Source organism: Nonomuraea thailandensis (assembly GCF_024172165.1).
Classification (GTDB): domain Bacteria; phylum Actinomycetota; class Actinomycetes; order Streptosporangiales; family Streptosporangiaceae; genus Nonomuraea; species Nonomuraea thailandensis.
Genome location: NZ_JAMZEB010000001.1, coordinates 1 through 24,918, shown reverse-complemented (window position 1 = coordinate 24,918; position 24,918 = coordinate 1). Strand labels below are relative to the sequence as shown.

Sequence of the window (24,918 nt, the reverse complement as noted above, 5' to 3'; positions counted from 1 at the left end):
GCACGAACACCGAGGCCACCGGGGCTGCATCTGGGTGACCGAGTCATCTTTGAGAAGACCACGCATACCGTGGTCGGCTTGGCCGGCACCTTGATACGGCTCGCCGCCGAGAACGGTGGCACCACCGCAGTGCACCTGCCGCACTTGCTGGCCGACCCTTCCTTTAAGCTCCTGGGCGGCCCTGCTGGACCTCGCTTACCTGCATGCCTCTTGGACGACCTTGCCGAGGGGGTCGTCCAAGAGGCCTGCTGGTGGGAGCAACACATCGTCGAGGTCCTGACCGGCGTGCGTCCCGATGCCCCGGCCGGCACTCGCCCGAGGCCTGCATTCGACCCCAACTTGCACACGGTTCGCGAACGCGACCAGGCCAAGGCCCGCGAACTGGCCAGGACGGGCCGTGAGGGAGTCAGCCTGCGCACCATCGAGCGCAAGCGTCAGCGCTACCAGGCCCAAGGCCTGGCCGGGCTGATCGACGGACGCCACGAAGGCGCCGGCGGACCATCAGGACGAGTCGACCCGCACGTGCTGGCGACGCTGTCCAAGGCGATTGAGGAGTCCACGGAGCGATCCACCCGAACGGCGAGCTACTTCTACTGGAAGGTCGGCCAGCTCGTTGCCGACCAACCAGAGGTCCGCATGCCTTCTCGCGCAACCTTCTACCGCCTGTTCGACCGGCTCTCCCGTGGACGCCACGTCACCGGTTCAGCCCGCACCCGCCGATCACTGGCCAGCCGCCCGGATGGTGAGTTCTGTCAATCCCCTGAAAGCGTGGAGACGGTTCTATGCCACAGCGGTCCCCAGCAGGGCCGATGAGGCGTGTCTCTTCTCGATCATCAGACGTTCGAATGTGATGGGCGGCAGGCCGTCGTTGGCGCTGTGCCGCCGGGTGGTGTTGTAGAAGTCGGCGATCCAGGTGGCGATCTTCAGGCGGGCCTCGGCCCGAGTGCGGAACCGGTGGCGGTGCACGTACTCGACCTTGAGGGTGCTGTTGAACGCCTCGGCCGCGGCGTTGTCGAGCGCGCAGCCCACCCGCCCCATGGACTGGACCACGCCCAGGCGCCGGCACAGCTCCTGGTAGCGAGCAGCCGTGTATTCCGACCCGCGATCCGAATGAAAGATCACTCCGTCTACGTCGCCGCCGCGGGTGGCCACCGCCATCTGTAGTGAGGCGCAGGTCAGCGCGGCGTCGTGGTGCCCGGACATGGCGTAGCCGAGCAGTCGGCGGGAGAACAGGTCCTCGACCGTGGCCAGATACAGCTTGCCCTCGCCGGTGTCGATCTGCGTCACATCGCCGCACCACAGCACGTCCGGTGCGACTGAGTTGAACGTGCGGCGGACCAGGTCCGGGGCGGCCGGCCGCTTGCCTTGGCGGGTCAGCGAGCGCGGTTTGCGCCGCTTGCGGGCGACCAGGCCGAGCTCGGCCATTCTGGCGGCGACCGTGTTCTCCGAGATCCGCCAGCCCGCCGCATGCAGATCACGGGTGATGCGCGGCGAGCCGTAGGTGCCGCCGGAGGCCTCGAACGCGCGGGTGATCTCCGCATCCAGGTCGGCCCGCCGGCGCTGCCGGGCGGTCGGCGCATCGTCGCCGATGCGGTTCTTCCACTTGTAGTACCAGGACTGCGAGACGCCCAGCGCCCGGCAGGAGACGGTGTGGTCGATGTCGTGCTCGGTCTTCTGGGAGCTGATGAAGGCCGCCACGCTTATCGGCCCATCGCCTCTTTGACCCACAAGACCACGGAACGCTTGAGCACGTCACGCTCGTCTTCCAGTTCGGCGCGTTCTTTCTCCCAGGCCGCCTTCTCCTGGGCGTGCTGCTTGACCAGCGCGGCCTTCTCCCGCCGCAGCCGGGCCAGCTCCTCCTGCTCCGACTCCTCCAGCGTTCCGCTCCCGTTGCCGTTGTACTGCTCGTCCAGCCGGTCCATCTGCACCCAGTTGTGCAGCGTGTACGGGCTGATTCCCAGATCCCGCGCCACCTGCGCGATGGGTTTGCCGGTCTCCTTCACGATACGCACCGCGCCCGCCCGGAACTCCGGATCAAAGCGCCGCCGCGTGACTGCTGCCACGACCAAACCTCTCCCGGTTCGGTCTCCACGCTACGAGGGGAAGGCCAGTTCAGCCAGGTCACTGCCAACCGGCCGGGCGAATGGATGGAGATCGACTCCACGCCGGTGGACATCTTGGTGGTGTTCGACGACGGCGTGGTCGGGCGAGTCGAGCTCACCGGCATGGTCGACCTGGCCACCCGCACGGTCACCGCGGGCGTGCTCCGGCCGGCTACCAAGTCGGTGGACGCGGCACTCCTGCTGGCGCGAACGGTCACCCCGGAGCCGATGCGTCCAGGCTGGGTCCAGGCACTGTCCATGGCCCGCTCCGTGCTGCCCCATGAGCGTCTGCTGAGGCTGGACGAGCGCCTGGAGCACGCTGCTGCGCGACCGGTGATCGTCCCGGAGACGATCGTCTACGACAAGGGCGGAGCGTTCATATCGGCCAACTTCCGCACCGCCTGCCGCATGCTCGGGATCAGCTTGCAGCCGGCCCACCCGCGGACCGGAACCGATAAACCGCACATCGAACGGACCTTGGAGTCGGTCGGCACGCTCTTCGCGCAGTACGTCTCCGGCTACACCGGCCGCTCGGCAGAGTATCGCGGCCGCGCCGTCGAAAAAGAACCGCTCTGGCCGGTGCACGAACTTCAAGAACAGCTCGATGAATGGCTGGTCGCCTCCTGGCAGAACCGGCCGCATGACGGTCTGCGCGATCCCCTCACCCCAGGCCAGGCGATGACACCGAACGAGAAGTACGCCGCACTGGTGGAGGCAGCCGGATGCGTGCCCGTCGCGCTGTCCGGCGACGACTACGTCGAGCTGCTGCCCGCGGTCTGGCGAGCCATCAACGCCTACGGCGTGAAGATCAACCATCGGATCTACGACGACGAGGCCCTCATACCGTTCCGCAACCAACCGTCGGGCGTGACCGGCCGGAAGAACCGCTGGGAAGTGCACTACGACCCCTACGACGTCAGCCGCGTATGGGTGCGCAATCACCATGACGGCGGCTGGATCACCGCCTTCTGGCGACACCTGAGCAGCGCTGCCGCCCCCTTCGGCGACATGGCCTGGGATCGCGCCCGCGAAATCCTGGCACGCCGAGGCCAGGACCGACCCACTGAAGAGCAGATCACCCAAGCAGTCAACGACCTGCTCACCCGCGCCGGACAAGGACCCGAACAAGCCGACACCGTCAAAGACCGCAAGGTCAGAGCCCAAACCCGCGCCACCACCGAACCCTCCTGGCCCCGGCCTGCAGCACCAGCAACGGACACAGCGCCTGAACAACCAGCCGAGGAAGACGAACCTCTGGCCGAGGTCATCCCGCTCGGCATCTTCGATGCCCATGAGGAGGCGAAGCGATGGAAGTAGCTGAAGACCGCCGCGACCCCACCACGACGCTCGAGGGATGGCGGCGTTTCGTCGACGATGCCCCCGCCGGATTCGACCTGCTCCCAGTGGATCAATGGCGAGCACTGAACGATGATCAGCGATCCTCCTACAGCGACAAACGCATCACCTACCACTCGGAACTGGCCGTCGTGGCCACCTCCACCGTCCGCCAAGTCGCCAAGCAGGGACGTCTGCTCACGCTGCTGAACCGGCGGGAGACCAGCGCCCGCCGCGGAATGATCGTCTCCGGCCCATGGACAACCGGCAAGAGCACGGCGATCAAGCAGCTGGGCCGCACGCACGAGCTGATGGCCCGCGACCGCCATCCTGGGCAGCGCGACCGCATCCCGGTCGTCTACGTGACGACACCACCAAAGGGGTCGCCGCGCAAGCTGGCCATGGAGTTCGCTCGCTTTCTCGGACTGCCGTCAGTCAAGCGATCGGCCAACACCACCGACATCGCCGACGCCGTTTGCCAGATCCTCATCGAAGCACGCTGCGACCTGGTCCTGGTCGACGAGATCCACAACCTCAACCTCGCCACCAGCGCAGGCGAGGACATGTCCGATCACCTGAAGTACTTCACCGAGCACCTGCCCGCCACCTTCATTTACGCCGGCATCAACGTTGAACGCGAGGGCCTGTTCACCGGAGTGCGAGGAAAGCAGATCGCCGGCCGTTGCGTCCTCATCAACAGTCGTCCCTTCCCCTACCAGGCGGAATGGAAGCAGTTGGTCGCCGCCATGGAAGGCGCCCTCCGCCTTCACCAGCACAAGCCCGGCTCGCTCACCGAGCTTTCCAAGTATCTGCACCGCCGAACCGGCGGCATGATCGGAAGCCTGTCACACCTGATCCGCGCCGGAGCCATCAGCGCCATCCAGAACGACAGCGAGGCCATCACCCGCAAACTCCTCGACGAGATCCCCGTCGACCACGCCGCCGAGTCCGAAGGCGGAGACGCCGCGTGATCTCACCGCAGCTCTTCCTCTCCTGGAAGGCCCCACCGCTGCGGGTCTTGCCACGGCGACCGGCCCCCCTGCTGGACGAAACCCTGAACTCCTATCTGAGCCGCCTTGCCAAAGCCAGTCACCTCGCGACGTCCTCAGTGCGTGAGCTCCTGAGCGGCAGCAAGCTCCAGTCCGTCCCTGTCCCTGCCGAGAGGCTGGCCCAGCTCACCGGCTATCCACGACAATCACTGTGTTACGCCGTCCTCGACCTCTGCACTCCCGGCGAGCTCCGCCATATGCGACTCGACCAGCGACCACTCCCTGGACAAGCCCACCAGTGCCGCAGTTTCTGTCGACTATGCCTGCTCAGACACGGTCTGGAACCACAGGACGACGCCCCCGTCCGTTGGCACCATCCTGAAGACGTGATCTGCTGGCATCACCGACGCTGGATCGCCTTCAACGATGACTCGTCCGCTCCTCAACCACTCGTTGACCGCGTTGAGCCGATTTGCCAAGCTAACCGCCTCCATCGCCGACTGCGACGACGCTACGGCCACAACGCCGTCATGACCGCCTTCCGCGACGCGGACTACATTGTCGCGAGATGGGCGCGGGGAGGACAGCACCAGCAGCGCTTCCGGAGGCTGATGGTGCTGTTGGCTGGCCAGGACTGGAGGGAAACGACGGACGAGGACGGCCCCGCTCGGGCAGCGGCGCGCTACCCCGACGTTGTCGCCCTCACACGCCTGCTCGTCACACCCGCCTGGCGAGCCATGGCCCTGCCCCGACGGGAAGGGTTGGCCTTCGGCATCGAGCCGGCTCTCTTAGCAGAGATCCGACGGACGGTCGCCCGCCGCTACGGCAGGATTGGGGAGGACTGGAACGAATGGCGGCACGATCCCCTCTACCTCTGGATCGAGAACGAGCGCAAGAACGCCACGATGCTCCTCCGGCAAGCGAAGACCGCGACCAAGAAGGACGCCTGGTTCCCCGGTCTGGAAGAGGATTTCAACCCCCGGACCGACCTGCCATGAAACGTTCACGAGCTGGAGCAGCAGACGAACGTCGAACCCATCGATAAGTTTCTGATCATGTCCGATGCCGACTTCACCCCCCTCCGCGTCACCTACCGGGCGCCCCAGCTCGACCGCAGTCAAATCCGGGACTGGGCGAGAGCGAACGGCTACCTGGTCAGTGAGCGAGGTCGGATAGCTCCAGAAATCACCGAGGCCTTCTTCGCCGCCCATCCCGAGATCCTCGAGCAGGCAAGCACGTTCGAGATGGTCCACGCCACCGCGAGAACTCCCGGCGCGTCGCCAGAAGATTACGGGTGGGAAAAAGGCAGCGGGCTCGGCGACATCTACACCATCGTCTTCGTCCGCGGGCTCGACGAGCATGAGGTGCTTCGCCGGATCGGGGCCGCGGACGAGGACATCCGGCTCATCACGGACGAGGATTACTCCCAGCCGGAAGGGCCGGAGATCATCACCGTGAGGCGAATCGAGAACTGGACGATCGCCATCGAGGACTGCGGCTGGCGAGCCTCGCACATGGAGGCCCTCTGCCCTCTATCCCGCGACGGCGGACAGGCAGTGGCAGTGATGCGACATGACTACGCCGCCCGGCACCGCCTTGCCTACGCCGTCGACGGGGAATACCTCACCGACATCGACCCGACGTTCCCTATCGAGAGGCGTGGCACGGATCCTGATCGACTCAATCGCTACCTTCGTGAGCTGGGCATCGATCCGGCCGCCAGCGACAGCATCGACAATCCCATCCCGGCGGCCTTGGCGCTCGCCAGCCGGATCACCGGCGTCAGGCTCACCCCACAACATCTCCGCCGTCCGATCCTCGGCGCTGCCATCCCCGGCGCCTACTTCTGAACCGACAGGGGCGTCGAGGCGTGCGCGTCTCTGGCGGGGTTGCCCGCGACGGCCGGGCATTCAACACCAGGAAGCCGCCAGGCAATCTCACGAGAGATGGACGTCTGATTCCCAGCACCATTCCATGGTCACACGCCAACTGGTTTGAGACATTTCAGCCAAGCACGCCATGATCGTTGAGACATTCACGTTCATGTTGTCTCAAATCAGTTGGCGCGCCGCAGGTCAGCGGCCCGGTCTCACGCCAACTCATTTGAGACAGGACACTGGCGGTCTTAAAGACGACAGTCCGTCACGGCAACTGGAAGTGGACATGGAAGCGCGTCATCGAAGTTGGCAGTAGCGGCGTGTACGGCAGGAGGTTCGGCCCGGGAAGTGGTGACGGTCTGGCCCCGGCGGCTGGCGTTGGTGGTGGCACCGGTGCACGGCGAGTCGTTCGCGTCGTGGGTTGATCGCATGGCCCTGCGGAACGCATGTCCGCCGTGGGCGATGGTCGAGGCGTTAGGGCTGGATGTAGCCACGTCGAGTGACGTTCGTTCACTGGCGTACGGCGTCGTTGCGATGCCGGAGACGTGCAGGGCGATCGAGGCTGCCACAGGCGTGAGCTCCGAGGTCGTGCGTGGGATGCACCTGGAAGTGTTCGACGGCTCGGTCCTGGACCTGGCCGGCGTCCGCGTGGGCGACAAGGAGTCAGTGCGTCGTGCAGAGGGCCGTGAGTGGGTGCAGTTCTTCGGCAGCCGCGTATGCCCGACGTGCCTGGTGGCTTCGGGCGGAGTGTGGCTGGCCTGGTGGAAGCTGGGCTGGGCCGCGGTTTGTCCCACGCATCGGACGCTGCTGGTGGATCTCTGCCCGAGATGCCGCGTTTCCGTGCGACGAGGTCCCGCGGGCCAGCCTGCCCGTCTGTCTCGCTCACGGATGCCGGCTCCGTTGCGATGCGGCGCGCTTCTCAGCGGGGTCGTATGCGATCAGCCGATCCCGCAGATCAGCACAGGCGTGGTGAGCGACAAACTCGCTGATCAGCAACAACTCGTGCTTGCGGTGGCAACGCGCCGCCGGTCTGCGCTGATCGCCGGCCAGGTGGTGAGTGCCAGTCAGTGGTTCGCGGTCTTGAAAGCGACGGCGCTGCTGATCCGGCTCGGGGTGCCGGAGGTTCTCCCTCTGCTGGATACGACTCTGGATGGTCAGGGCGCGCTGGCCGCAGAGGCTGGTGGACAGCGGTGGAACCGGGCAGGGTCGGTGGGCCGCTTCGGGATGGCTCCGCGGACGGCCTTGGTGGCTGCGGGACTGCTGGCGGTGGCTTTGGAGGTGGCTGCGGCGGAAAGCGAGTCGGAGCTGGTGGCCCGGTTGATGCCGCTGGCTGCCGCCGGCCGGATGCAATGGAAGCAGCGGCGGCCAGATCTGTTGACGCTGGTGGCTTTGCCGTCGGTCTTCACCGCAGCCTTGGATGCCGTGCTTGGTGGGCAAGCTCGCCGGCAGTGAGGGGGACAACGGCGCGGTGGCCAGAGATGCTTGGCCCGGAAAGTGAGGACGAAGTTAACCATGGGGCGCTAACGTGACCTTCGTCACACGATTCTGCTCCGCGTGCCGACGCTCTGGATGAATGCGAGCAGCCGCTTCTTATGGTCTCGGGAGGCGCGATGAAGGCTGTCGACCTGCAGTTACGCAGCGTCCAGGTTCGCTTTCTGAATCCGGACGGGCAGGAAGAACAGCTTCCGCTGGAAGTCGCTGCCGAGGTGGCGTTCGAGAACTGCGGCGCGATCCGGCGGATCCCGCACAGGGCTGATCAGGCGCACACGCCGAGCACGCACTGGTCCTCCACGACGAACCGGATGATCGAGTGTGAGTCGTATCTGGAAAGCGTCTGGATGACGATGCTGGACTTCGATCCCGAGGTGATCGGCTTCTCCGGCCAGCCGATGCAGCTGTCCGGCGTGGATAATCGCGGCGCCTGGAAGGCCACCCCGGACTTGTTCGTCCGCCGGGTGGACGGCTCGGCGACGGTGATGGAGGTCAAGAACCCGACCCGGTTGAACGACGCGAAGGTGAGGGCGACCGCTGAGCGGGTGGCGGCCTGCTGCGCGGTGGCGGGCTGGGGTTATGAGCTGGTCGGCGAGCCGCCCGGGCGGCAGCGCACGATCAACGTGCTGGCGTTGGCGGGCTATCGCCGCGAGATGGTGGGGGTGAGCGGCTACCGCGCCCAGTTGCTTGCTCTGGCCAGAGAGCCGGTGCCTCTGGGGCGGCTCGTTAGCTTCACCGCCGAACCCTTAGTGGCCCGCGCGGTCGTGCTGCACCTGTGCTGGACGGGCGAACTGACAGTGGATCTCACCCGGCCGCTGGAGGACACCAGCCTGGTTCAACTTGCCGTGGTGGATAGCAGCACCGGGGAACGGCGGTGAGCGAAGACAGCCAGGCGACCGGTCGGCGGCTGGCCAAGGGCGCGTGGGTGTGGTTCATGAACCGCGCCGAGTTTCGTGGAGGCCGTGGTGTGCCCCGAGTTGAGTAGAGGTGGATTTCTGGATTCTTGTGCCGCTTGATGAGAGGAAAGTGGCATGGGACGACGGGGCTACCCGCCGGAGTTCCGGCGCAAGGTACTGGACCTGCTCGAAGCTGGTCGTGCGGCCACGGAGCTGGCGCATGACCTGGACATCAGCACACAGACGATCTACACGTGGCGACACCAGGACCGCATCGACCGCGGCCTGGAGCCGGGCCTGACCAGTGGCGAGAAGGCCGAGCTGGCGGCCGCCAGACGGCGCATCGCCGAGCTGGAGACCGAGCTGGAGGCCACCCAGTGGGCGATCGAGCTGATCCGCGAGGCGGCGCCCCCAAAGACGGTTCGCAGCCATCGCGGTGATGGCCGGCGAAGGCATCCCGGTCGAGGTCGCCTGCCGCGTCCTTGCCGTGTCGGTGTCCGGCTACTACGCCTGGCTGGACCGGCCGCCGTCGCCGCGGGCGATTCGGCATGCCTGGCTGACCGATCTGATCCGGCAGGTCCACCAGGACTCGCGCGGCACTTACGGCGCCCGCCGGGTGCGCGCCGAACTGACCCTCGGCCACCAGGTCACGGTCAGCCACGGAGCAGTGGAGCTGCTCATGCGCCGGGCCGGGCTGGAAGGCCTCAGCGGCCGGCCCAAGTGGCGACGCGCCAAGCCCGACCAGATCGCCATCGACCTGGTCGACCGCGCCTTCACCCGGACCGGCCCCAATCAGCTGTGGATCACCGACATCACCGAACATCCGACCCGCGAGGGCAAGGTGTACTGCTGCGTGGTGCTGGACGCCTACTCCCGCCGGGTGGTCGGCTGGTCGATCGACTCCACCCAGACCGCCACCCTGGTGACCAGTGCGTTAGGTATGGCCATCGACAACCGCACGCCACCCGCAGGAACGATCATCCACTCCGACCAGGGTGTCCAATTCGGATCCTGGGCCTTCACCCAGCGGGCCAAGGACTCCGGCCTGCTGCCCTCGATGGGCAGCGTCGGCGACTGCTTCGACAACGCCATGATGGAGTCGTTCTGGTCCCGGATGCAGGTCGAACTCCTCGACCGCCGGCGCTGGAACACCCGCATCGAGCTGGCCAATGCGATCTTCGAATACCTGGAGATCTGGCACAACCGGCAACGACGACACAGCAGCCTCGGCATGCTCACCCCGATACAGTTCGAGAACACACCCACCGTGGCATGAAATCCAGAAACGCGACTCCATCAAACTCGGGGCACACCACCGGATTATCTGGCTGGGGTGAGAGTAGCTGGGTTGATCTCGGTTCGGTAGAGGGCTTCGTATTCGGCGGGTGGCAGGTCCTGGCAGGCGCTGTGGAGGCGGCGGTTGTTGTACCAGTCGACCCACTCCATGGTGGCGATCTCCACCTCGTCCAGACCCTTCCACGGACCGCGGCGATGGATCAGCTCGGTCTTGTACAGCCCGATCGTGGTCTCGGCCAGGGCGTTGTCGTAGCTGTCCCCGCGTGAGCCGACCGAGCTGACCGCGCCGATGTCGGCCAGCCGGCCGGTGTAGCGGATGGACAGGTATGGCTTAGGTTCAAGGGGTCGTCGCAACACTGCTGCTCAGCAGCGAGTCTAGGTGATCGTTGAAGGCCTCGGCAGGGGTCCTCCAGCCGAGGCTCTTGCGGGGGCGGGCACTTCCTCATCCAGGTCGGCGCAGATGCGCGAGACCTCGCTCTTGGAGATGCCGGTGTCCGCGCCGAGGGCTTTGACCAGGTCGTCGACCTTGCGGGTGGACACTCCGTGCAGGTAGGCCTCCATCACCACGGCGAACAAGGCCTGGTCGACCCGGCGGCGGCGTTCCAGCAGCGAGGGGAAGAACAAGCCGGTGCGCAGCTTGGGGATCTGCAGTTCCAGATCCCCTGCGGTGGTGGTCAGGGTGCGCGGCCGGTGCCCGTTACGTTGTGCCATCCGGTCCGGGGTGCGCTCGTGCGGGGCGGCGCCGATCACCGCGGTCAACTCGGCCTCGATGAGCGCTTGGTAGATGGTCTCGGCGGCGAGCCGGACGCGCTCGCTCGCCTCGGAGTTCTTCAGTACCGAAAGAACTTCTAACAGGGCAGACTGGTCCAGGGCGATCGCGTGCTTCTCCTCTGCGTGTCACTTGGCGGTTTCACACAGAGACTCACGCGATGGCCTCTGTCGTTGAAGGCGACGCGCCGTTCGAGGCCAGATCTACACCACTCGGCGGGACGTAACCCCAGTCAAAGAGGGTGACCTCGAAGAACAGAACCGGCCAGGGGCCGAAGCGGGCACGGAAGAGGACAAACGGCGATGCCTTCGGCGCCGCTGGAGACTGCGGCTGAAGTCCGCCCTGCTCGGTCGTTCCCGGGGCGGGCAGACGAGCTAGATCCATCTAGGCCGTGTTTCAGAAGTGACTTGAGTGGCGGTTGCTCGAGGTGTTCGTAGATCGACAAAAGAAGAGGTCTCCGGTAGATGAGTCAACGACCAAGAAGACCATCTGCACGGAGACCTCGTGGACACCTTACCGGTGGCCGGGCGGGCTGATCTGACCGATGCGCAGTGGGCGGTGCTGGAGCCGCTGCTGCCGGTCGGCCGCAAGCCAGGGCGCCCGCCGACCTGGACGAAACGGCAGCTCATTAATGGGATCCGGTGGCGGGTTCGGGTGGGGGCGCCATGGCGGGACGTGCCGGAGCGGTACGGATGCTGGCAGACGATCTACGGGTTGTTCCGGCGCTGGCAGCGTGCCGGAACCTGGCAGCAGATCCTGACCGTCTTGCAGGCTCAGGCGGACGCGGCTGGGCTGATCACGTGGGATGTGAGTGTCGACTCCACCGTCTGCCGGGCTCATCAGCACGCCGCCGGGGCGCGGAAAAGGGGGATCTGCAGGTCGAGTCGCCGGGCGGGGTGCAGGAAGAGCCGGCCGATCACGGGCTGGGGCGTTCCCGGGGTGGCTTGAGCACCAAACTGCACCTGGCCACCGAGCAGGGCCGCAGAGCACTGTCGATCGTGCTGACGGCCGGGCAGCGTGGTGACAGCCCGCAGTTCACGGCGGTCTTGGAGGGCATCCGGGTGCCGCGCCTGGGCGGGGGCCGGCCCCGTACCCGGCCGGACCGGGTGCTGGCCGATAAGGCCTACAGCTCGCGCGGTAACCGCCGTTACCTGCGCAGGCGCGGCATCAAGGCCACCATCCCGATCAAGCTGGACCAAGCCGCCGCCCGGCGCAGGAAGGGGACGAAGGGCGGCCGGCCACCGGCCTTCGACCCCGAGTCCTACAAGCTGCGTCACGCCGTGGAATGCGGCATCAACCGGCTCAAGGGCTACCGGGCGGTGGCTACCCGCTTCGACAAGCTGGCCGTGCGCTACGAAGCGACTGTTCATATCGCCGTGATCGACACCTGGCTATGAGCGCACCACTTCTTAAACACGGCCTAGTCGCAGACCGTCAATGTCGCCCGCCAGTGTTCGTCTTGACCGCCGGGCAGGCGGCCGACAGCCCGCAATTCATCCCGGTACTGAGGAAGGTCCCGGGTCCCGGGTCCCGGGTCCCGTGGGCCGTCCCCGCACCCGGCCCGCTGTGGTGACGGACAAGGCCTACTCCTCACGCGGCAACCGCGCCTACCTGAGTAGACGCGGCATCAAGGCGGTCATCCCGGAGAAGCTGGACCAGGCAGCCAACCGGAAGAAGAAGGGCTCCCGGGGCGGCGGGCCCGTCGGTCACGACGCCGGCCTCTACACCGAGCGGAACACCGTCGAGCGTCTGATCAACAAGCTGAAGGCCTGGCGAGGCATCGCCACTCGGTATGACAAGACGCCCGGCAGCCATCTCGCCGGCCTCCACCTACGCGCCTCAATGATCTGGATCAGGGACCTCACCCGACCCACTCATTGATCACGACCCAACGCGCCCTAAAGCGCCAACGTCGTCTGCTGTGACGATTGCGGCACAGCGGTCATCCCAGGACCGCCCTGCCCGCCCAGCAGGCCTCACGGCCAGTCGTCGCCTCAGGCCGCCTCGCCCGTCGTCGCCTCGAGTCGCAGCAGTGGCAGGCGCAGCTCAAGCCGGGCGCCTCCCATGTCGGACTCCTGGGCGGTCAGCGTGCCGCTGTGCGCCTGGGCGATGGCCAGAGCGATCGGCAGGCCGAGCCCGGCGCCGCCGCACTCCCGGCTGCGCGCGCTGTCGATTCTGGTGAAATGGTCGAACACCCGCTCGCGGTCCGGCTGCGGAATGCCCGGACCGTCGTCGTCGACCGTGATGACAACCTCATCCTCTTCACCGCTCACGGTCACCCGCACCGCCGACCCGCCGTGCCGTTCGGCGTTGTCCAGCACATTGCCGAGCAGGCGGGCGAGGGTACCGGTGACGCCGCCCACGACCAGACCCTCTTCCAGATCCAGGTGGATGGGCAGGCCATGGTGGGCACGCTTGTCGACCTCTGCCTCGACGAAGTCGGCCACCTCGATGGGCAGGGGCGGGTCCTGGGAACCCGCGTCGAGCCTGGCCAGCGTCAGCAGGTCGCCGATGATGGCTTGGAGACGGTCCACCTCCCGCAGGGCATGCCGGACCAGCTCGTCCAGGTCGGTTTGGCCGGGATGCATGCGTGCCTCCTCCAGTTGCAGCCGGAGGCCGGCCAGAGGAGTGCCGAGCTCATGTGAGGCGTCAGTGACGAACTGTCGCTGCTGGACGTGCATGCTTTCGACAAGATGCTCCATACGCGTGACGAGAGTGACGAGCTCATCGCAGTCGATGGGTGCGGTCATGGAATCCTCCCACTGGTGACCGATCTTCAGGATGCGGGCGCGCGGTGGCTGCCGGCGCCGTGGACAGGCGAGTTCGCCCGGTATGCCGATGCGGGGGGATGCGGAGAATGGGGGAGTCGCTATGGTTTATGGGCTGGGAGCGCTTGTGTCCATGCGCAAGCGGCCGAAGGAGAAGACAGCGGCCCTGGAAGAAGCCTCGGGCTGACGGCGGGACCGGTGTCCGCAGTGGCTCACAGGTGACGAGGAGCTCACGGCGATCTCGAACCAGACGATTTTGCCTGTCGCCGTACGGTCCACGCCCCATTCCTGGGAAAGCGCTTCCAGGAGGAACAGCCCCCGCCCGCTCTCTGCCTCCGGACCAGGGAGTCTGGCCGGTGGTAGCGGCGCTGAGGAGCCGTGCTCCTCGACCTCCATGCGCAGCACACTGTTGCCGTTACTCATCCGGACCTGGATCGGCTCGCTGGTGTGCCCCAGCGCGTTGGTGACCACCTCGGTGATGAGGAGTTCGGCCGCGGTGCTCTCCTCCGCGAATCCCCAGCGCCGTGCCTGCGCACCGACGCTGTGCCGTGCCGCGGGAACCGAAGCCAGGGCGGCCTCGAAGAGCCACGACGTCTGTGAGTACTCGACTCGCTGCTTGCGGTTGACATCCACAGTGACGCGTGCGCGCAACGAGACGCCGCGCACCTGGTGAGGCGTGACGGAACGCCGCCGGTCTGATCTGACCGAGTACGTAGTCACGCAGCCGGAGCTGTTCATGGCTTCCTCCTGGGCAGGTCGTGGTGAGCACTGCTCCACAACGGCCTCGTCGTCTTCGACGACACCGGCGAGCGCGCCGAACGGACGATCCGTGCCCCAGCCTTGTTCGGAGTGGAAGGCCACCAGTCGAGCCGCGTATTGCCGGCTGTTGGCTCCTGACGAGCATCGAGGCCGACGCTGGCACATGGTTGACACCTCGTTCCTCTTGACCTGTACGGATGTCCCTGATGTCTCCATCGTCCGTCGTGGGACGCGAGCGGATAACCGGGGAAATGCGTATTCGGCCCACTTGGGACTACGTAGTGGGTCGGAGTAGGCCAGGGCGCCATACGCGGGCCGCATGCGCACGGGGACGAACCCGGGATGAGGCTGCGTGCCCGCGCTGATCGAGCCGTCGAATGGGTACATCGCACAAGGGTGAGTCGGGCTCGAAGAGCCTCATCCGATAGCGGGCGTCACATTGGCCATTCAGCTAACACTCACAACGGTCGGTAGCCGTCCGCATCAGATGACGCAGAAAATGCCGGGCGCTCCAGCAGCCAAGGGAGCTGGAGCGCCCGGCACAGGGTGTGACGCCTGCATCCGATCCAACGAGATGCGCGCAACTCCATCCTTCCACCACGACGGGGACAGACCAAGGACGCGGGCTGCCACCTTCCGCTTGCTTCCTGCCAAGCCGTGATGAGGCGGCGACCGGGATGTCCCACGTGATCGCCAGCCGCCTGCCGATCCCCTCTCCATGGTGGCCGCTCGCCCAGTGTCGGCGGAACGCGAATACTGGATCAGGCACACTTTCCGTGATGGGACCCGCTGGGTAGATCACAGTTGGGGCGTTCCGGCTGGTAGCCGGGCCTCTGCTCACGAACATCTGCAGGGTGTTGATCAAGGAGCTGCTCGGCGTCCTGTTCCCTCATCTGGTCGGCGTGTGTGTTGAACAGGTTTTCCGGTCGGGAACCACGGTACGGATCCAGGCCAGAACCAGCACCGTACAGGCCACCTGCCCGGCGTGCGGAACACTGTCGCAGCGGGTGCACAGCCACTATGAACGACGACTGTCCGATACCGCGGTCGGGGGCCAGGAGGTGCTTATCCATCTGCGGGTGCACCGGTTCTTCTGCCGCACATCCACTTGTGCGAAGACGACGTTCGCCGAGCAGGTTCCGGGACTGACCGTGCGATACGGTCGCCGTAGTGTCCGGGCGGCGAGCGCGTTGCAGGCCATCGCGCTGGCGCTGGGCGGTCGTGCCGGAGCCAGGCTCGCCGGTCGGCTGACGGCCTCGGCCAGCCGGATGACGCTGATCAGGCTGATTCGCGCCCTGCCAGATCCGGCTGTGGAATCCGGTCCGCGGGTGCTCGGGGTGGACGACTTCGCGCTGCGGCGGGGCCACTCCTACGGCACGATTTTGATCGACATCTCCGCCAGCACCGTGGTGGACGTACTGGCCGACCGGACGGCCGACACCCTGGCCGCGTGGCTGCGCGCGCATCCCGGGGCCGAGATCGTCTGCCGCGATCGGGCCGGCGCCTATGCCGAGGGCATCACCCGGGGAGCGCCGCACGCGACCCAAGTCGCGGACAGGTGGCACCTGTGGCGCAACCTCGGTGAGGCCGTCGAACGCACCGTCACCCGTCACCGCGACCACCTGAAAGCCCTGGCCATCGCGCCGAGCCTGGGTACCGGCACGGCGCCACCTGCGGCACCGCCCGTTCCACCCCGTTCGCCCGCCGACCGCCAGGACCGCATCGCCACCCGGACCCGTGAACGGCACGCCGCCGTGCACGGCCTGCTCGAGCAAGGCCAGGGATTACGGGAGATCGCCCGTCTGCTGTCCCTGGGCCGCAACACCGTCCGGCGCTTCGCCCGCGCCGCCAGCCCCGAAGACCTGCTCGTGCACAACGGAACCGGCCGACGGCCCAAGAATCTGGAGTCCTATGACTCCTACCTACGCAGACGCTGGACCGAGGGATGTACCAACGCCGAGCTTCTCTACCAGGAGCTTGGGGCTCTGGGCTATCACGGCAGCAGCACCACCGTCCGCCAGTACGTCCGCCCCTGCGTGACGGAATGCCTCCCGCACCGACATCCACGCGGCCGCCCACGGTCCGTCAGGCCGCCGGCTGGTTCCTGCGCAATCCCGCTCACCTCGACCTCGACGAACACCGCCAGCTCCAGGAACTCACCACCGCCTGCCCTCAGTTGGCGGCGCTTCGGCTGCACGTGCGCCAGTTCGCCGAGATGATGATGCACCGCCGTGGCCAGAACCTGGAGGCCTGGATGACCGCGGTTATGAGCGACGACCTACCCGAGCTGCATTCCTTCGTGACCGGGCTACGCCGGGACCACGATGCCGTTACTGCCGGGCTCACCCTGCCCTACAGCTCCGGGCCCGTCGAAGGACACGTCAACCGGACCAAGATGCTCAAGCGACAGATGTACGGCCGCGCCAACCTCGATCTCCTGCGCAAACGCATGCTGCTGACCAACTGACCAGGGTCCGATCACGGAAAGTGTGCCTGATCCCGAATACTGGACCAGCGGCGGCATCTGAAAATGGACCCACCCCTGTGACCCTGCTGGGTTAGAGCGGAGGGGTGCTGAGCGTGGAGGACTGGGCGGAGATCCGCCGGCTGCACCGATCGGAGCTGATGCCGATTCGGGCGATCGCGCGGAAGCTGGGGATCGGCCGGAACACGGTGCGCCGGGCGTTAGAGGCCGACGAGCCTCCCCGATACGTGCGCGCGCCGAAGGGCTCGATCGTGGATGCGGTGGAGCCGCAGATCCGGCAATTGCTGGCGCAGTGGCCGGACATGCCCGCGACGGTGATCGCCGAGCGGATCGGCTGGCGGCATTCGGTGCGAGTGCTGCGCACGCGGGTGGCGCTGCTGCGGCCGCTGTTCGTGCCGCCGGATCCGGTGTCGCGGACGGTGTATCAGCCCGGTGAGCTGGCGCAGTGCGACCTGTGGTTCCCGCCGGCGGACGTGCCGCTGGGGTGCGGGCAGCACGGGCGTCCGCCGGTGCTGGTGATGGTCTGCGGCTACTCGCGCTGGATCGGCGCCGTGATGATCCCGACCCGGCAGGCGGGTGATCTGCTGGCCGGGCAGTGGGAGCTGCTGCGCCGGCTCGGGGCGGTGCCCCGGGCGCTGGTGTGGGACAACGAGTTCGCGATCGGGAAGTGGCGCTCTGGCCGTCCGCAGCTGACCGCGGCGATGGAGGCCGCACTCGACTAGATCGATCATGGAACAGCGATCTGCACTGACAGCCGGGCCGGGAAGTATCGATCAACGGCCGTCGCCCGAGTACCGGCGCTGGTCGTCCAGATGCTTTGGCCAGCCCGCGTGAGGCTCTTCGGTGAGGGCGGCGCCACTCGGCGCGGTCTTCACCCTGCGTGCAGGACACGGAACTCCGTTATGCCGCCGGTCTCCGCCAACCGGATCCAGGCCTGCGTCGCCGCCGGCCAGTCGGCCGCCCACGAGAGGATCAGCGGTCGCCCGCCCGCGATTGCACCGAGGTACAGGTGGCTCCAATAGCCAGCACGAACCTTCGCGTGGTCTTGATGTGGTGGTGACTGTCGAAAATCTAAGCCCTGTGATCCTCATAGGCGGGCGAACTCGCGCCATCCGATGGTCGGGTCTGTGTCGGCAGCAGGACGCCGCAGAATCGCTGTCAGCGCGTTTTCCCTGCACGGGGGGCCCGTGCAGGGAAAGGCCGGACCGTCGGATCCCTGTCACATGACGTCGGCTCCTGATGGCTCATACCGCAGATCACCGGGGCCGCGCCTGCCGTTGGGGCCGATGGCCGAGACGGTGTCATCGCTCGAAGGGATTGCCGTCGGCGGCGAGGGCGGTCAGGACTGTGGCTTCGAGCGTCTGGTAGACGTGCCTCTGCAGCATGGGTCCGAAGGTGATCCTCGCGACACCGAGAGAAGCGAATTCGGCCACGGAGCGAGCGCCAAGGCCGTAGCCAACGTTGACGGGACCGGAGATGCCTTCGGTGAGAGTCTTGATCACCGTGGCGTCGGCCGCGCCGATCGGATAGACGCAGTCGGCTCCGGCCGCGAGATAGCGGGCCCCTCGTTCCAGCGTGGTGGCCACTTGTTCCTCGGGCGTTCCCGCCTGGCGCAGGAACGCGTCCGTGCGAGCGTTGATGACCAGGTCTACGCCCAGGTACTGCGCCTCCTGACGGACGGCGGCCAGGAAGTCCGCTTGCTCACCGACGTCCAGGAGTCGCCCGCTCGCCGGGTCGGAGTCCTCCAGGTTCAGCCCGACCGCTCCGGTCTCGGCGAGTCTCTCCACCAGTTCGTACGGCGCCAGCCCGTACCCGCGTTCGAAATCCACGGTCACCGGCAGCCGTACCGCTCGCACCATCCGCTGTGCTGCCCGCAGCACTTCCTCCACCGGAGCCGTCTCCCCGTCCTCGAACCCGAGGATCGAGGACGTCGCGGCGCTACTGGTCGCCACCGCCGGGAAACCGGCGGCTTCCACGATCCGCGCCGAAGTCGCGTCCCACGCATTGGGAAGTACCAGGGGGTCGCCCGCCACGTGCAAGGCCCGCAACCGGGACGCCTTGTCCTCTGATGAGGGGTTCGCGCCGGACGTGGCGCGAGGGACATCCCCAGGTGCGTTCTTGCTGGACGAGTCGCTCATCTTGTCATTCCCCCATGGCGGTTTCGTGAGAAGCTCGGCGTCATGCGCGGTGGTCAGTGCGGCAGGCCTTTCCGCGGGGATGACGGCCTACGGGTCCGCGCCGCTCATGGGTACTGTCGTGAACAGCGCGGGAGAGGGCTCGCCGGGAGCCGGCGCAGCCTTCCTGTGCGACAGATGGTAGCGTGATGCTAACCATACTTCTTTCATCATGCAAGTCGAAAGGGGACACATGCTGGGTCGAATGTACGAGGGTGAGGACTGCGCAGCTGCACGGGCGCTGGAACTGGTCGGCGAACGCTGGACCTTGCTGATCCTGCGTGACGCCCTGTTTCGTCATTACACCCGGTATTCCCAGTTCCACAGCAGCCTGGCCATCGCGCCGAACATCCTGGCCAAACGTCTCAACACGTTGGTAGAGGCGGGGGTTTTCCGTACGCGTGCCCTGCAGGCACGCCCGGGGCATCAGGAGTACGTCCTCACCGAGATGGGCGAGACGCTCAAGCCGGTCATCATCGCGTTGACGCGATGGGGCGATCAATGGACGGGCCCCGGACCGGTGGAGTTCGTGCACCAGCGGTGCGGTACCGAGGTCGAGCACGAGATCCGGTGCTCCTGCGACGAGGACATCGACCTCGCGGACGTACAAGTCCGGTTGCGATCACCTCAGCCGGCAGAAAGCGCCTGATGCTTTCTGGGCACGTCCGGGGCCTGCACCGCATGTAAGGATTTCACGCCTTGTCCAGGGTAATGCCCAATTCGACCATCGCGGGGGAGGGGGGACCCCCTTCTGAGCGTTCGGTCTTCCTGCCGGGCCCGCGGGGTGCCAGGGTCCGCGGGTCGACCGCCTCGACCGGCGCGCCCGTACTGTAGAAGCCTTGCGGCTGCTGGTCGCGGTCGTGGGGTGCGAGCCAGAACACCCGTCGCAGGAAGGTGCCCGAGGCCGGGGAACCCTTGGCGGTCGAGCCCAGGATGGCGTAGCCCACCATCCTGCCGTTGCGATAGTAGGCGGGTTTGCGGCCGCGGGTTGGCAGCCTGTCGAGACTCTGGCGAACGTAGTCGAGGTCCTGGATGTCCTCCAGCCATACGAGCTCGATTTCGTGCGCGAGGTCATCGGGTGTGATCGAAGCGCTCACCGCTGCGGCTCCTCACTGTCAAGATCGGAGATCAAGCCAAGCCCTGGATAGAACTTGCGAGAGTTCGACAGGAGCATCTCTTTCGGGGAGGCCATTCCCAGGGTGTCACGGACGCGCGCGGCGAAGGCACGTGCCGAGACCGGGGTAGCTCCTTCGTGACCACACCATCGAGTGTAAGCGCTGTAGGCGCTCGCTTGCTCGGCTCGCAGGGCCGGATCAAGCTTGCATGCTTCGGTGATGAACCGGCCGACGACATCCTCTGTGGCCTCGTAGGCATCGGTCGCCAGCTGGACGCGTTGCGGGCCGGACAGGTCCTTCTCGCCCGTAAGGTAGCGGCCGGCTCCCTCGATCAGCCAGGCCAGGATGCCCGGTCCTTCTTCCTGGACGAGGATGCGCGCGAGATTGTCGATCTTTCGTTCCTCGGCGACCACCCGCTCGAACGGGATCAGCCGGAGCCTGCGCCAGAACGCGAACCCACCGGTCGTCACCTCGGGACGGTGGTTGCCGAGCAACCAGAGGTGGTGTGTGGGGTCGAAACTGAAGAAGTCCTGTCGCATCCTGCGAGCCTTGATCTTGTCACCGCCGGTCAGCAGCTTGACGCGGGCCTCGTCGAAGCGATCGCCTGGCTTGAGCTCCGAGCACACGATGATGCGCCGGCCGCGCAGCTCCGCCAGCTCCGTCGGGTGCCCGTCGAAGGTCTTGGCCATGAGGAAGCCGGGAGGGGCCGCGTCGGCGTAGTCGCCCAGCAGTTGCAGCATCACTTCGACCAGCACGGACTTGCCGTTCTTGCCTTGCCCGTACAGGAACGGCATGACCTGGGCGCCGACGTCGCCGGTGATGGAGTACCCGAGGAGCACATGGAGGAAGTCGATCGTCTGGCGCCCCTCGTCGTCACCTCCGAACGTGTCCTGTAGGAATCGTTGCCATCGAGGTGTAGCCGACCGCTGGGGGGAGACGGTCGTGGAACGCGAATGCGGCTGCTTCAACGGATCGGGCGCCATGATGGTCCCCACCCGCAGATCCACCACTCCCGCCGGAGTGCACAGCGCATAGGGGTCGGCATCCAGCCGGGCGGCCTCCAGGACCATGCCCGGAGCCGCCTTCGCCTGCGCCAGCAGGGCGTGCATGCCCGTGGTCGAGAGCGCCCGCCGCCGATGACGTCGCAACTCGGCGGAGCTGTAGCGGCCACGCGGGTCGAACACCGCCAGTTGCTCGGCCATCTCACCCGCGGACCACATGACGGCGTCACTCTCGTCGAGCACCCAGCGGTGCTGCGCCCACCGGAACCAGCCCATACCGGGGACGTGCCGGAAGTCCCGGCCGTAGAGGTGCACGAACAGTTTGGCGTTACCCCGGTCGGTCAGGCTGTCAGGCAGAAGACCTTCGCTCCCGACGATGGTGAGCTGTTCGGCGCGGCGCTGGGGTGGCGGCTCGGGGCCTGCCGTGTTGGACAGGTCGAGGATCTGCTGGGCGGCGGCGATCGGGTCGAAGTCGTCTCGGTCTTGGGACGGGATCATAGCCGTTCCTGGAGATGAAACGGGCGGCGCTGCCCTGCGGCGAGGGCTTGGTCGATGATGCGCTCGGACCGCCGCTCCTGTCCCGGGCGGGCGTGCTGCGCGGCCTGGAGGAGCAGGGCGTGGGCGGTGTCGTGCGTGAGGCGGCCTGCGGCAATGAGCCCGCCGGCGGTGTAGGCGGCCCGATTGAGCTTCGCGCTGAACCCTGCCCCCTCGGGCACCAGGTGGCAGGCGTCCACGTCCGCGATGAGGCGTCGTAATGCACGGTCGGCCACGGTGCCCTCCTCCTGCTTGCCGGCCTCCAGCACGGCCAGGCGGGCACGAGGCGGCACGGTGGAAACCGGCGGTACGGGGTTCTGCGAGACCAGGTGTCCTGTCCGGATCAGTTCACGCCTCAGCCACGGCGGCAGAAGGGCGGGCTCTCTGCACTGGCCGACGGCGGCGTAGGCACCGTCCTTCGTCCGGGTCCCCGGCGCGATGATGTATCCGCCGCTGGCGCGTACATCGACCTGCCAGGCCAGTGCCCGACCTGAGCCCGACCCGGTGGAGCACAGATACGTCTCGCCCGGGGTCGCCCGATACCACACATGCAGGCCTCCTGAGGGCGTCCGTACTCTCAGGGTGGAGGCGTCGTCGGCGGGACTCTGCTGGCCGCGCAGGGCGGCCAGCAGAGCGATGGTGTGGAAGCCGTTGGCCAGCCCGGACAGATCGACCCGCCGGTCGATGCTGATGCCTGGGAGGAGCTGCTTCCGGTCAGGGACGGGGGTGGAGTGGGCGTCGATGTCGATGACGACCAGGCCGGCCGGGCCGCAGGCCACCCCCACCCCGAAGGCGGGCGTGTGCGACCACCAGGTGGTGATGAGGTCCTCGTCGAGGGTGGCGGCATGGAAGCCGTGGCACCACCGACCCTGCCCAAGACAGGGGCAACCCTGCGCCACGTGGCCGCGCTCTCCGCATGAGGAGCAGTTGCCTGCGGGAGTTTTCGCGCCTGGTCGGAGCGGGTGCACCGGCCACGCCTGACCCGCGCACCATAGGGCGACGGCCAGCGACTGAGGGAGGGCGCGCGCCGCATGGTAGCCGTGGTGATCGGATCGCGGCGTCACGTCTTCCTTCCTTCGTCGGCCTGGGGTGGATATCGGCTGAGTCGCTACCCTGCGAGGACGTCGCCCTGGTAGTGAATGAACGGTGTTGCTGCGAAGTGACCCTAGCGACTGAAGCGACTGACTGCTGGCCCAGCGTCAAAGACTAGTCGACGGCCTGTCTCGGAAGGGCGTCCCCCGATGACCACGGCAGCGACTCAACACACCCCATCGATGAGGAACGCTGAGTGGGTCGCTGCTTCCTGAGCAGGCAGCCCCTGGTCCGAAGCTATTGTGCCGCATCACGAGCGACTGAAGCGACTGAAGGTGACTACCTATAAGCCAGGGAACGCGAGCGTCCCTAGAGGGGATATACCCGCGAGGTGCGTCGCTTCGGTCGCTCTGCGGATAAGGACCTAGGTGCTGACCTGGGCTTTTGGGCAGCGACCGAAGCGGAGCGACTGAGGAGATCCTGGTATCGCCTGGCTGTTGGTCGCTGTTCGCGGTCTGCGAAGTGCCACATCCCGGACAGATGGAGAAAACCCAGCTCACGAGGCATTTTTTGCGCAGGGCGCAGCGACTGAAGCGACCGAGATCTGGAATCGACTTAAGCAGTGCATGCCAACGGAGCGATCGGCGCGCCCATTGGCGATTTGAGTCGCTTCAGTCGCTGCGCCGTCGCGGACACGAGGGTCAGAGGTTGTGGCGGTGCCCGGCGCGGCGGCTCGAGCAAGGAAGATGCCACACTTGTGTCCCAGCGGATCAAGCTGGCCGGGATCTAGGTGCTCATCGCTTTCCTTCCAGAGCTCATCGCTCCACGTCGTCGTGGGCGGCCGGGCCGACCGCTCCGGTGTTCCCTGCACAGGAGGTCGCGCCCCAAGCCGCGGCAACTCCAGGGGCCCCGCTGCGAGGCGCGAAGCGCCTCCGTGCTCCTGGCGTGGCTGAAGATTGCTGCATTTTTCTCATCATCTGTCCGATTTTGAGATGAAAGTCGTTACGGTCTCACTGATGAGGACCAGGATCGAAGCAGAAAGGAATCGGTGCCCTCGTCGGGATATCTGTGGGATGAGGCCTCACGACCGCCTGGCGGTGGCGCCTGGCCCGGCCTGGGGCCGGTCAGCCGGTCCAGGGCGGCCAGTTCGTCCTCGCGGAGCCCCGCCGGAGTGACGCCCGGTTTCCGGCCACCGATGCCTCCAACGCCCCACGATGGTCTTCATAGCGAGGACCGTGGTGCAACCGTGACACCTGTGGTCCCGCCGAGACCAGGGCCGAGAACGCCCCGGGCGAGGCGCGCTTAGTGCTCATGCAGCCTCAGCGAGGTGAGTCCCATCCGCGCAGCCACACCAGAATGCGCCCCATGTGAGGGCGATCACGCCATCACATGCAACCCGTCAGCCTTTGCGACGTCCGCGGATCTGCTGATGAGGAGTGCAGGCCGTGACCACTCCTTGCTTGTCCCCGGTACACCCCCGCGGATCGACCCGGCCAAGCCCAGCGGCGCGCGTGTCTACGACTGCCTCCTCGACGGCCGGGACAACTTCGCGGCGGATCGGGCGGCTGCGGCGACCCTGCTTGAGCGAGCATCTGATCTGAAGAAGTCGGTACGCGACAACAGGGAGTTCCGCAACCGGGTGGTGAAAACGGCAATTCAGTGCCTTCCTCGATCTCAGTTGCGGGTTACCTGCTCGCCGGAACGTCTACGAGATCGCGGTGGGCAAGACCCTCCGGGCGCGCGTCGCGTACGTCGATCACGACCCCATGGTCGCCATCCACGGGCGGGCACTGCTGGACGTGGATGAGGCCACCACGATGATCGAGGCCGACATACGAGACTTGGCGAAGATCTTTAGTGATCTGCACGTCTCGCCCATGCTCCACGGTGATGAGCCGGTGGTGGTGCTGGCTCTGGACGTCTTCCTCTTCGTGGGAGCAGCCGGTGACCTCGCCGTCATCGTGGAAACACTCGGTCAGGTCCTTCCCGAAGGATGCGTGATGGCGCACTCGCATCTCAGATCAGATGGCCCCTCAGCGTCGCGGCGACCATGGCGATCGAGCAGGTGTACGCGGAGACTTCAGCGCCTATCACCCTGCGGTCCGGCGAGCAGATCCGCGACCTTCTCAGTGACTGGTGGGAGTTCCCCGCTCCGGGCGTGGCCGACGTGCGCCGGTGGCTCAAGGATTCCTCCTCGCCGGGAGAACCCTCCAGGAGCGCGACATACGTCGGTGGCATGGTCCAGGTGCGTCCACACTCATCCGCGAGCGGTCGCCCCCCGTTAGTGGTGAGCCC

22 protein-coding genes and 6 pseudogenes are annotated in these 24,918 nt (G+C 66.7%); 18 read left to right on the top strand and 10 right to left on the bottom strand.

What is annotated here, in order from left to right; genetic code table 11:
• Positions 1 to 78: 78 nt before the first annotated feature.
• Positions 79 to 813 carry a COG3415 family protein gene (locus tag HD597_RS00130; protein ID WP_253739368.1) on the top strand — a complete coding sequence of 245 codons (735 nt, stop codon included), beginning with the start codon at positions 79 to 81 and terminating at the stop codon, positions 811 to 813.
• Here the strand turns inward: HD597_RS00130 and HD597_RS00125 are convergent.
• Together HD597_RS00125 and HD597_RS00120 are read right to left on the bottom strand one after the other, a co-directional pair.
• Positions 781 to 1,698: an IS3 family transposase gene (locus HD597_RS00125; protein WP_253739367.1), complete on the bottom strand. Its 918-nt coding sequence runs from the start codon at positions 1,696 to 1,698 to the stop codon at positions 781 to 783. The two genes, HD597_RS00130 and HD597_RS00125, sit on opposite strands and share 33 nt — an antisense overlap.
• Before the next feature lie 2 nt (positions 1,699 to 1,700).
• Entirely contained in the window at positions 1,701 to 2,063 is a 363-nt protein-coding gene (locus HD597_RS00120) for a transposase (protein ID WP_253739365.1), read from the bottom strand.
• An 84-nt stretch (positions 2,064 to 2,147) separates the two neighbouring features.
• Here HD597_RS00120 and HD597_RS00115 point away from each other — a divergent pair, with 84 nt between their 5' ends.
• The 8 genes and pseudogenes from HD597_RS00115 (at position 2,148) to HD597_RS00085 (ending at position 9,966) form a co-directional block, all read left to right on the top strand.
• The gene (locus HD597_RS00115; RefSeq protein WP_253739364.1) at positions 2,148 to 3,419 is read left to right on the top strand and encodes a TnsB C-terminal domain-containing protein; all 1,272 of its coding nucleotides are present in this window, start codon (positions 2,148 to 2,150) and stop codon (positions 3,417 to 3,419) included.
• Positions 3,410 to 4,408, top strand: a complete 999-nt coding sequence (locus tag HD597_RS00110) for an ATP-binding protein (protein ID WP_253739363.1) — start codon at positions 3,410 to 3,412, stop codon at positions 4,406 to 4,408. Before HD597_RS00115 ends, HD597_RS00110 begins: the two co-directional genes overlap by 10 nt.
• Positions 4,405 to 4,821 (top strand): annotated as a pseudogene (locus HD597_RS66455) (TniQ family protein); the annotation flags it as partial. The gene HD597_RS00110 and the pseudogene HD597_RS66455, both read left to right, overlap by 4 nt.
• A 135-nt stretch (positions 4,822 to 4,956) precedes the next feature.
• Positions 4,957 to 5,424 (top strand): hypothetical protein, encoded by a 468-nt coding sequence (locus HD597_RS00105; RefSeq protein WP_253739362.1) that lies wholly within the window; start codon positions 4,957 to 4,959, stop codon positions 5,422 to 5,424.
• A 57-nt stretch (positions 5,425 to 5,481) separates the two neighbouring features.
• Positions 5,482 to 6,276, top strand: coding sequence for a DUF6461 domain-containing protein (locus tag HD597_RS00100; protein WP_253739360.1), 795 nt, complete (start codon positions 5,482 to 5,484; stop codon positions 6,274 to 6,276).
• Between the two features lie 375 nt (positions 6,277 to 6,651).
• A complete protein-coding gene (locus HD597_RS64110) occupies positions 6,652 to 7,755 on the top strand; it encodes a TniQ family protein (RefSeq protein WP_308210540.1) in 1,104 nt (367 codons plus the stop codon).
• 158 nt (positions 7,756 to 7,913) lie between these two features.
• Positions 7,914 to 8,672 (top strand): TnsA-like heteromeric transposase endonuclease subunit, encoded by a 759-nt coding sequence (locus tag HD597_RS00090; protein WP_253739358.1) that lies wholly within the window; start codon positions 7,914 to 7,916, stop codon positions 8,670 to 8,672.
• Positions 8,673 to 8,825: 153 nt separating this feature from the next.
• Positions 8,826 to 9,966, top strand: a pseudogene (locus HD597_RS00085) (IS3 family transposase).
• Positions 9,967 to 10,010: 44 nt separating this feature from the next.
• Here HD597_RS00085 and HD597_RS00080 read toward each other — a convergent pair.
• Positions 10,011 to 10,313, bottom strand: a pseudogene (locus HD597_RS00080) (integrase core domain-containing protein); the annotation flags it as partial.
• Between the two features lie 108 nt (positions 10,314 to 10,421).
• A pseudogene (locus HD597_RS00075) lies at positions 10,422 to 10,820 on the bottom strand (transposase); the annotation flags it as partial.
• 424 nt (positions 10,821 to 11,244) lie between these two features.
• Here HD597_RS00075 and HD597_RS00070 point away from each other — a divergent pair.
• Together HD597_RS00070 and HD597_RS00065 are read left to right on the top strand one after the other, a co-directional pair.
• A protein-coding gene (locus HD597_RS00070) for an IS5 family transposase (RefSeq protein WP_276082695.1) occupies positions 11,245 to 12,152 on the top strand; the annotation gives its coding sequence in 2 pieces (ribosomal slippage) (positions 11,245 to 11,671 and positions 11,671 to 12,152; 909 coding nt in all).
• Positions 12,153 to 12,321: 169 nt separating this feature from the next.
• Positions 12,322 to 12,636 (top strand): transposase, encoded by a 315-nt coding sequence (locus HD597_RS00065; protein WP_372513315.1) that lies wholly within the window; start codon positions 12,322 to 12,324, stop codon positions 12,634 to 12,636.
• 113 nt (positions 12,637 to 12,749) lie between these two features.
• Here the strand turns inward: HD597_RS00065 and HD597_RS00060 are convergent, their stop codons facing one another.
• Complete coding sequence (locus tag HD597_RS00060) at positions 12,750 to 13,505, bottom strand: sensor histidine kinase (RefSeq protein ID WP_253739355.1); 756 nt, start codon at positions 13,503 to 13,505, stop codon at positions 12,750 to 12,752.
• A 126-nt stretch (positions 13,506 to 13,631) separates the two neighbouring features.
• A complete protein-coding gene (locus tag HD597_RS00055; RefSeq protein WP_253739354.1) occupies positions 13,632 to 14,384 on the bottom strand; it encodes an ATP-binding protein in 753 nt (250 codons plus the stop codon).
• Positions 14,385 to 15,136: 752 nt separating this feature from the next.
• Here HD597_RS00055 and HD597_RS00050 point away from each other — a divergent pair.
• The 3 genes and pseudogenes from HD597_RS00050 to HD597_RS00040 all read left to right on the top strand — a co-directional run.
• Positions 15,137 to 16,501 carry an ISL3 family transposase gene (locus HD597_RS00050; RefSeq protein WP_253739352.1) on the top strand — a complete coding sequence of 455 codons (1,365 nt, stop codon included), beginning with the start codon at positions 15,137 to 15,139 and terminating at the stop codon, positions 16,499 to 16,501.
• Positions 16,387 to 16,749, top strand: coding sequence for a transposase (locus HD597_RS00045; RefSeq protein ID WP_253740327.1), 363 nt, complete (start codon positions 16,387 to 16,389; stop codon positions 16,747 to 16,749). The genes HD597_RS00050 and HD597_RS00045 overlap by 115 nt, the downstream gene beginning before the upstream one ends.
• 104 nt (positions 16,750 to 16,853) lie before the next feature.
• Positions 16,854 to 17,477 (top strand): annotated as a pseudogene (locus tag HD597_RS00040) (helix-turn-helix domain-containing protein); the annotation flags it as partial.
• A gap of 591 nt (positions 17,478 to 18,068) precedes the next feature.
• On the opposite strand, the gene HD597_RS00035 reads toward HD597_RS00040, so the two are convergent.
• Positions 18,069 to 18,905: an isocitrate lyase/PEP mutase family protein gene (locus HD597_RS00035; RefSeq protein ID WP_253739351.1), complete on the bottom strand. Its 837-nt coding sequence runs from the start codon at positions 18,903 to 18,905 to the stop codon at positions 18,069 to 18,071.
• Between the two features lie 241 nt (positions 18,906 to 19,146).
• On the opposite strand from HD597_RS00035, the gene HD597_RS00030 reads away from it, so the two are divergent.
• Positions 19,147 to 19,590 carry a winged helix-turn-helix transcriptional regulator gene (locus tag HD597_RS00030; protein WP_253739350.1) on the top strand — a complete coding sequence of 148 codons (444 nt, stop codon included), beginning with the start codon at positions 19,147 to 19,149 and terminating at the stop codon, positions 19,588 to 19,590.
• A 43-nt stretch (positions 19,591 to 19,633) separates the two neighbouring features.
• On the opposite strand, the gene HD597_RS00025 is transcribed toward HD597_RS00030, so the two are convergent.
• From HD597_RS00025 to HD597_RS00015, 3 genes are read right to left on the bottom strand one after another with little or no spacing between them, the layout of a single operon-like run.
• Positions 19,634 to 20,038, bottom strand: a complete 405-nt coding sequence (locus HD597_RS00025) for a DUF6009 family protein (protein WP_253739349.1) — start codon at positions 20,036 to 20,038, stop codon at positions 19,634 to 19,636.
• Positions 20,035 to 21,555 (bottom strand): DNA primase family protein, encoded by a 1,521-nt coding sequence (locus HD597_RS00020; protein WP_253739348.1) that lies wholly within the window; start codon positions 21,553 to 21,555, stop codon positions 20,035 to 20,037. Before HD597_RS00020 ends, HD597_RS00025 begins: the two co-directional genes overlap by 4 nt.
• A complete protein-coding gene (locus HD597_RS00015) occupies positions 21,552 to 22,655 on the bottom strand; it encodes a bifunctional DNA primase/polymerase (RefSeq protein WP_308210539.1) in 1,104 nt (367 codons plus the stop codon). Before HD597_RS00015 ends, HD597_RS00020 begins: the two co-directional genes overlap by 4 nt.
• A gap of 1,397 nt (positions 22,656 to 24,052) precedes the next feature.
• Between HD597_RS00015 and HD597_RS66450 the strand changes: the two genes are divergently transcribed.
• The 3 genes and pseudogenes from HD597_RS66450 to HD597_RS00005 all read left to right on the top strand — a co-directional run.
• Positions 24,053 to 24,430 (top strand): SAM-dependent methyltransferase, encoded by a 378-nt coding sequence (locus HD597_RS66450; protein ID WP_372513339.1) that lies wholly within the window; start codon positions 24,053 to 24,055, stop codon positions 24,428 to 24,430.
• Positions 24,342 to 24,599, top strand: a pseudogene (locus tag HD597_RS66445) (SAM-dependent methyltransferase); the annotation flags it as partial. The gene HD597_RS66450 and the pseudogene HD597_RS66445, both read left to right, overlap by 89 nt.
• Positions 24,600 to 24,673: 74 nt before the next feature.
• Positions 24,674 to 24,918 (top strand): SAM-dependent methyltransferase (locus tag HD597_RS00005; RefSeq protein ID WP_253739346.1); only part of this gene is annotated, 245 nt, incomplete at its 3' end.

What these genes read in the sequence shown, in the direction of transcription:
- HD597_RS00115 (WP_253739364.1), top strand. Translation starts at nt 2,148, where the DNA reads ATGGAGATCGACTCCACGCCGGTGGACATCTTGGTGGTGTTCGACGAC.
- HD597_RS00110 (WP_253739363.1), top strand. Translation starts at nt 3,410, where the DNA reads ATGGAAGTAGCTGAAGACCGCCGCGACCCCACCACGACGCTCGAGGGA.
- HD597_RS00105 (WP_253739362.1), top strand. Translation starts at nt 4,957, where the DNA reads ATGACCGCCTTCCGCGACGCGGACTACATTGTCGCGAGATGGGCGCGG.
- HD597_RS00100 (WP_253739360.1), top strand. Translation starts at nt 5,482, where the DNA reads ATGTCCGATGCCGACTTCACCCCCCTCCGCGTCACCTACCGGGCGCCC.
- HD597_RS00090 (WP_253739358.1), top strand. Translation starts at nt 7,914, where the DNA reads ATGAAGGCTGTCGACCTGCAGTTACGCAGCGTCCAGGTTCGCTTTCTG.
- HD597_RS00060 (WP_253739355.1), bottom strand. Translation starts at nt 13,505, where the DNA reads ATGACCGCACCCATCGACTGCGATGAGCTCGTCACTCTCGTCACGCGT.
- HD597_RS00035 (WP_253739351.1), bottom strand. Translation starts at nt 18,905, where the DNA reads ATGAGCGACTCGTCCAGCAAGAACGCACCTGGGGATGTCCCTCGCGCC.
- HD597_RS00030 (WP_253739350.1), top strand. Translation starts at nt 19,147, where the DNA reads ATGTACGAGGGTGAGGACTGCGCAGCTGCACGGGCGCTGGAACTGGTC.
- HD597_RS00020 (WP_253739348.1), bottom strand. Translation starts at nt 21,555, where the DNA reads ATGATCCCGTCCCAAGACCGAGACGACTTCGACCCGATCGCCGCCGCC.
- HD597_RS66450 (WP_372513339.1), top strand. Translation starts at nt 24,053, where the DNA reads ATGAGGAGTGCAGGCCGTGACCACTCCTTGCTTGTCCCCGGTACACCC.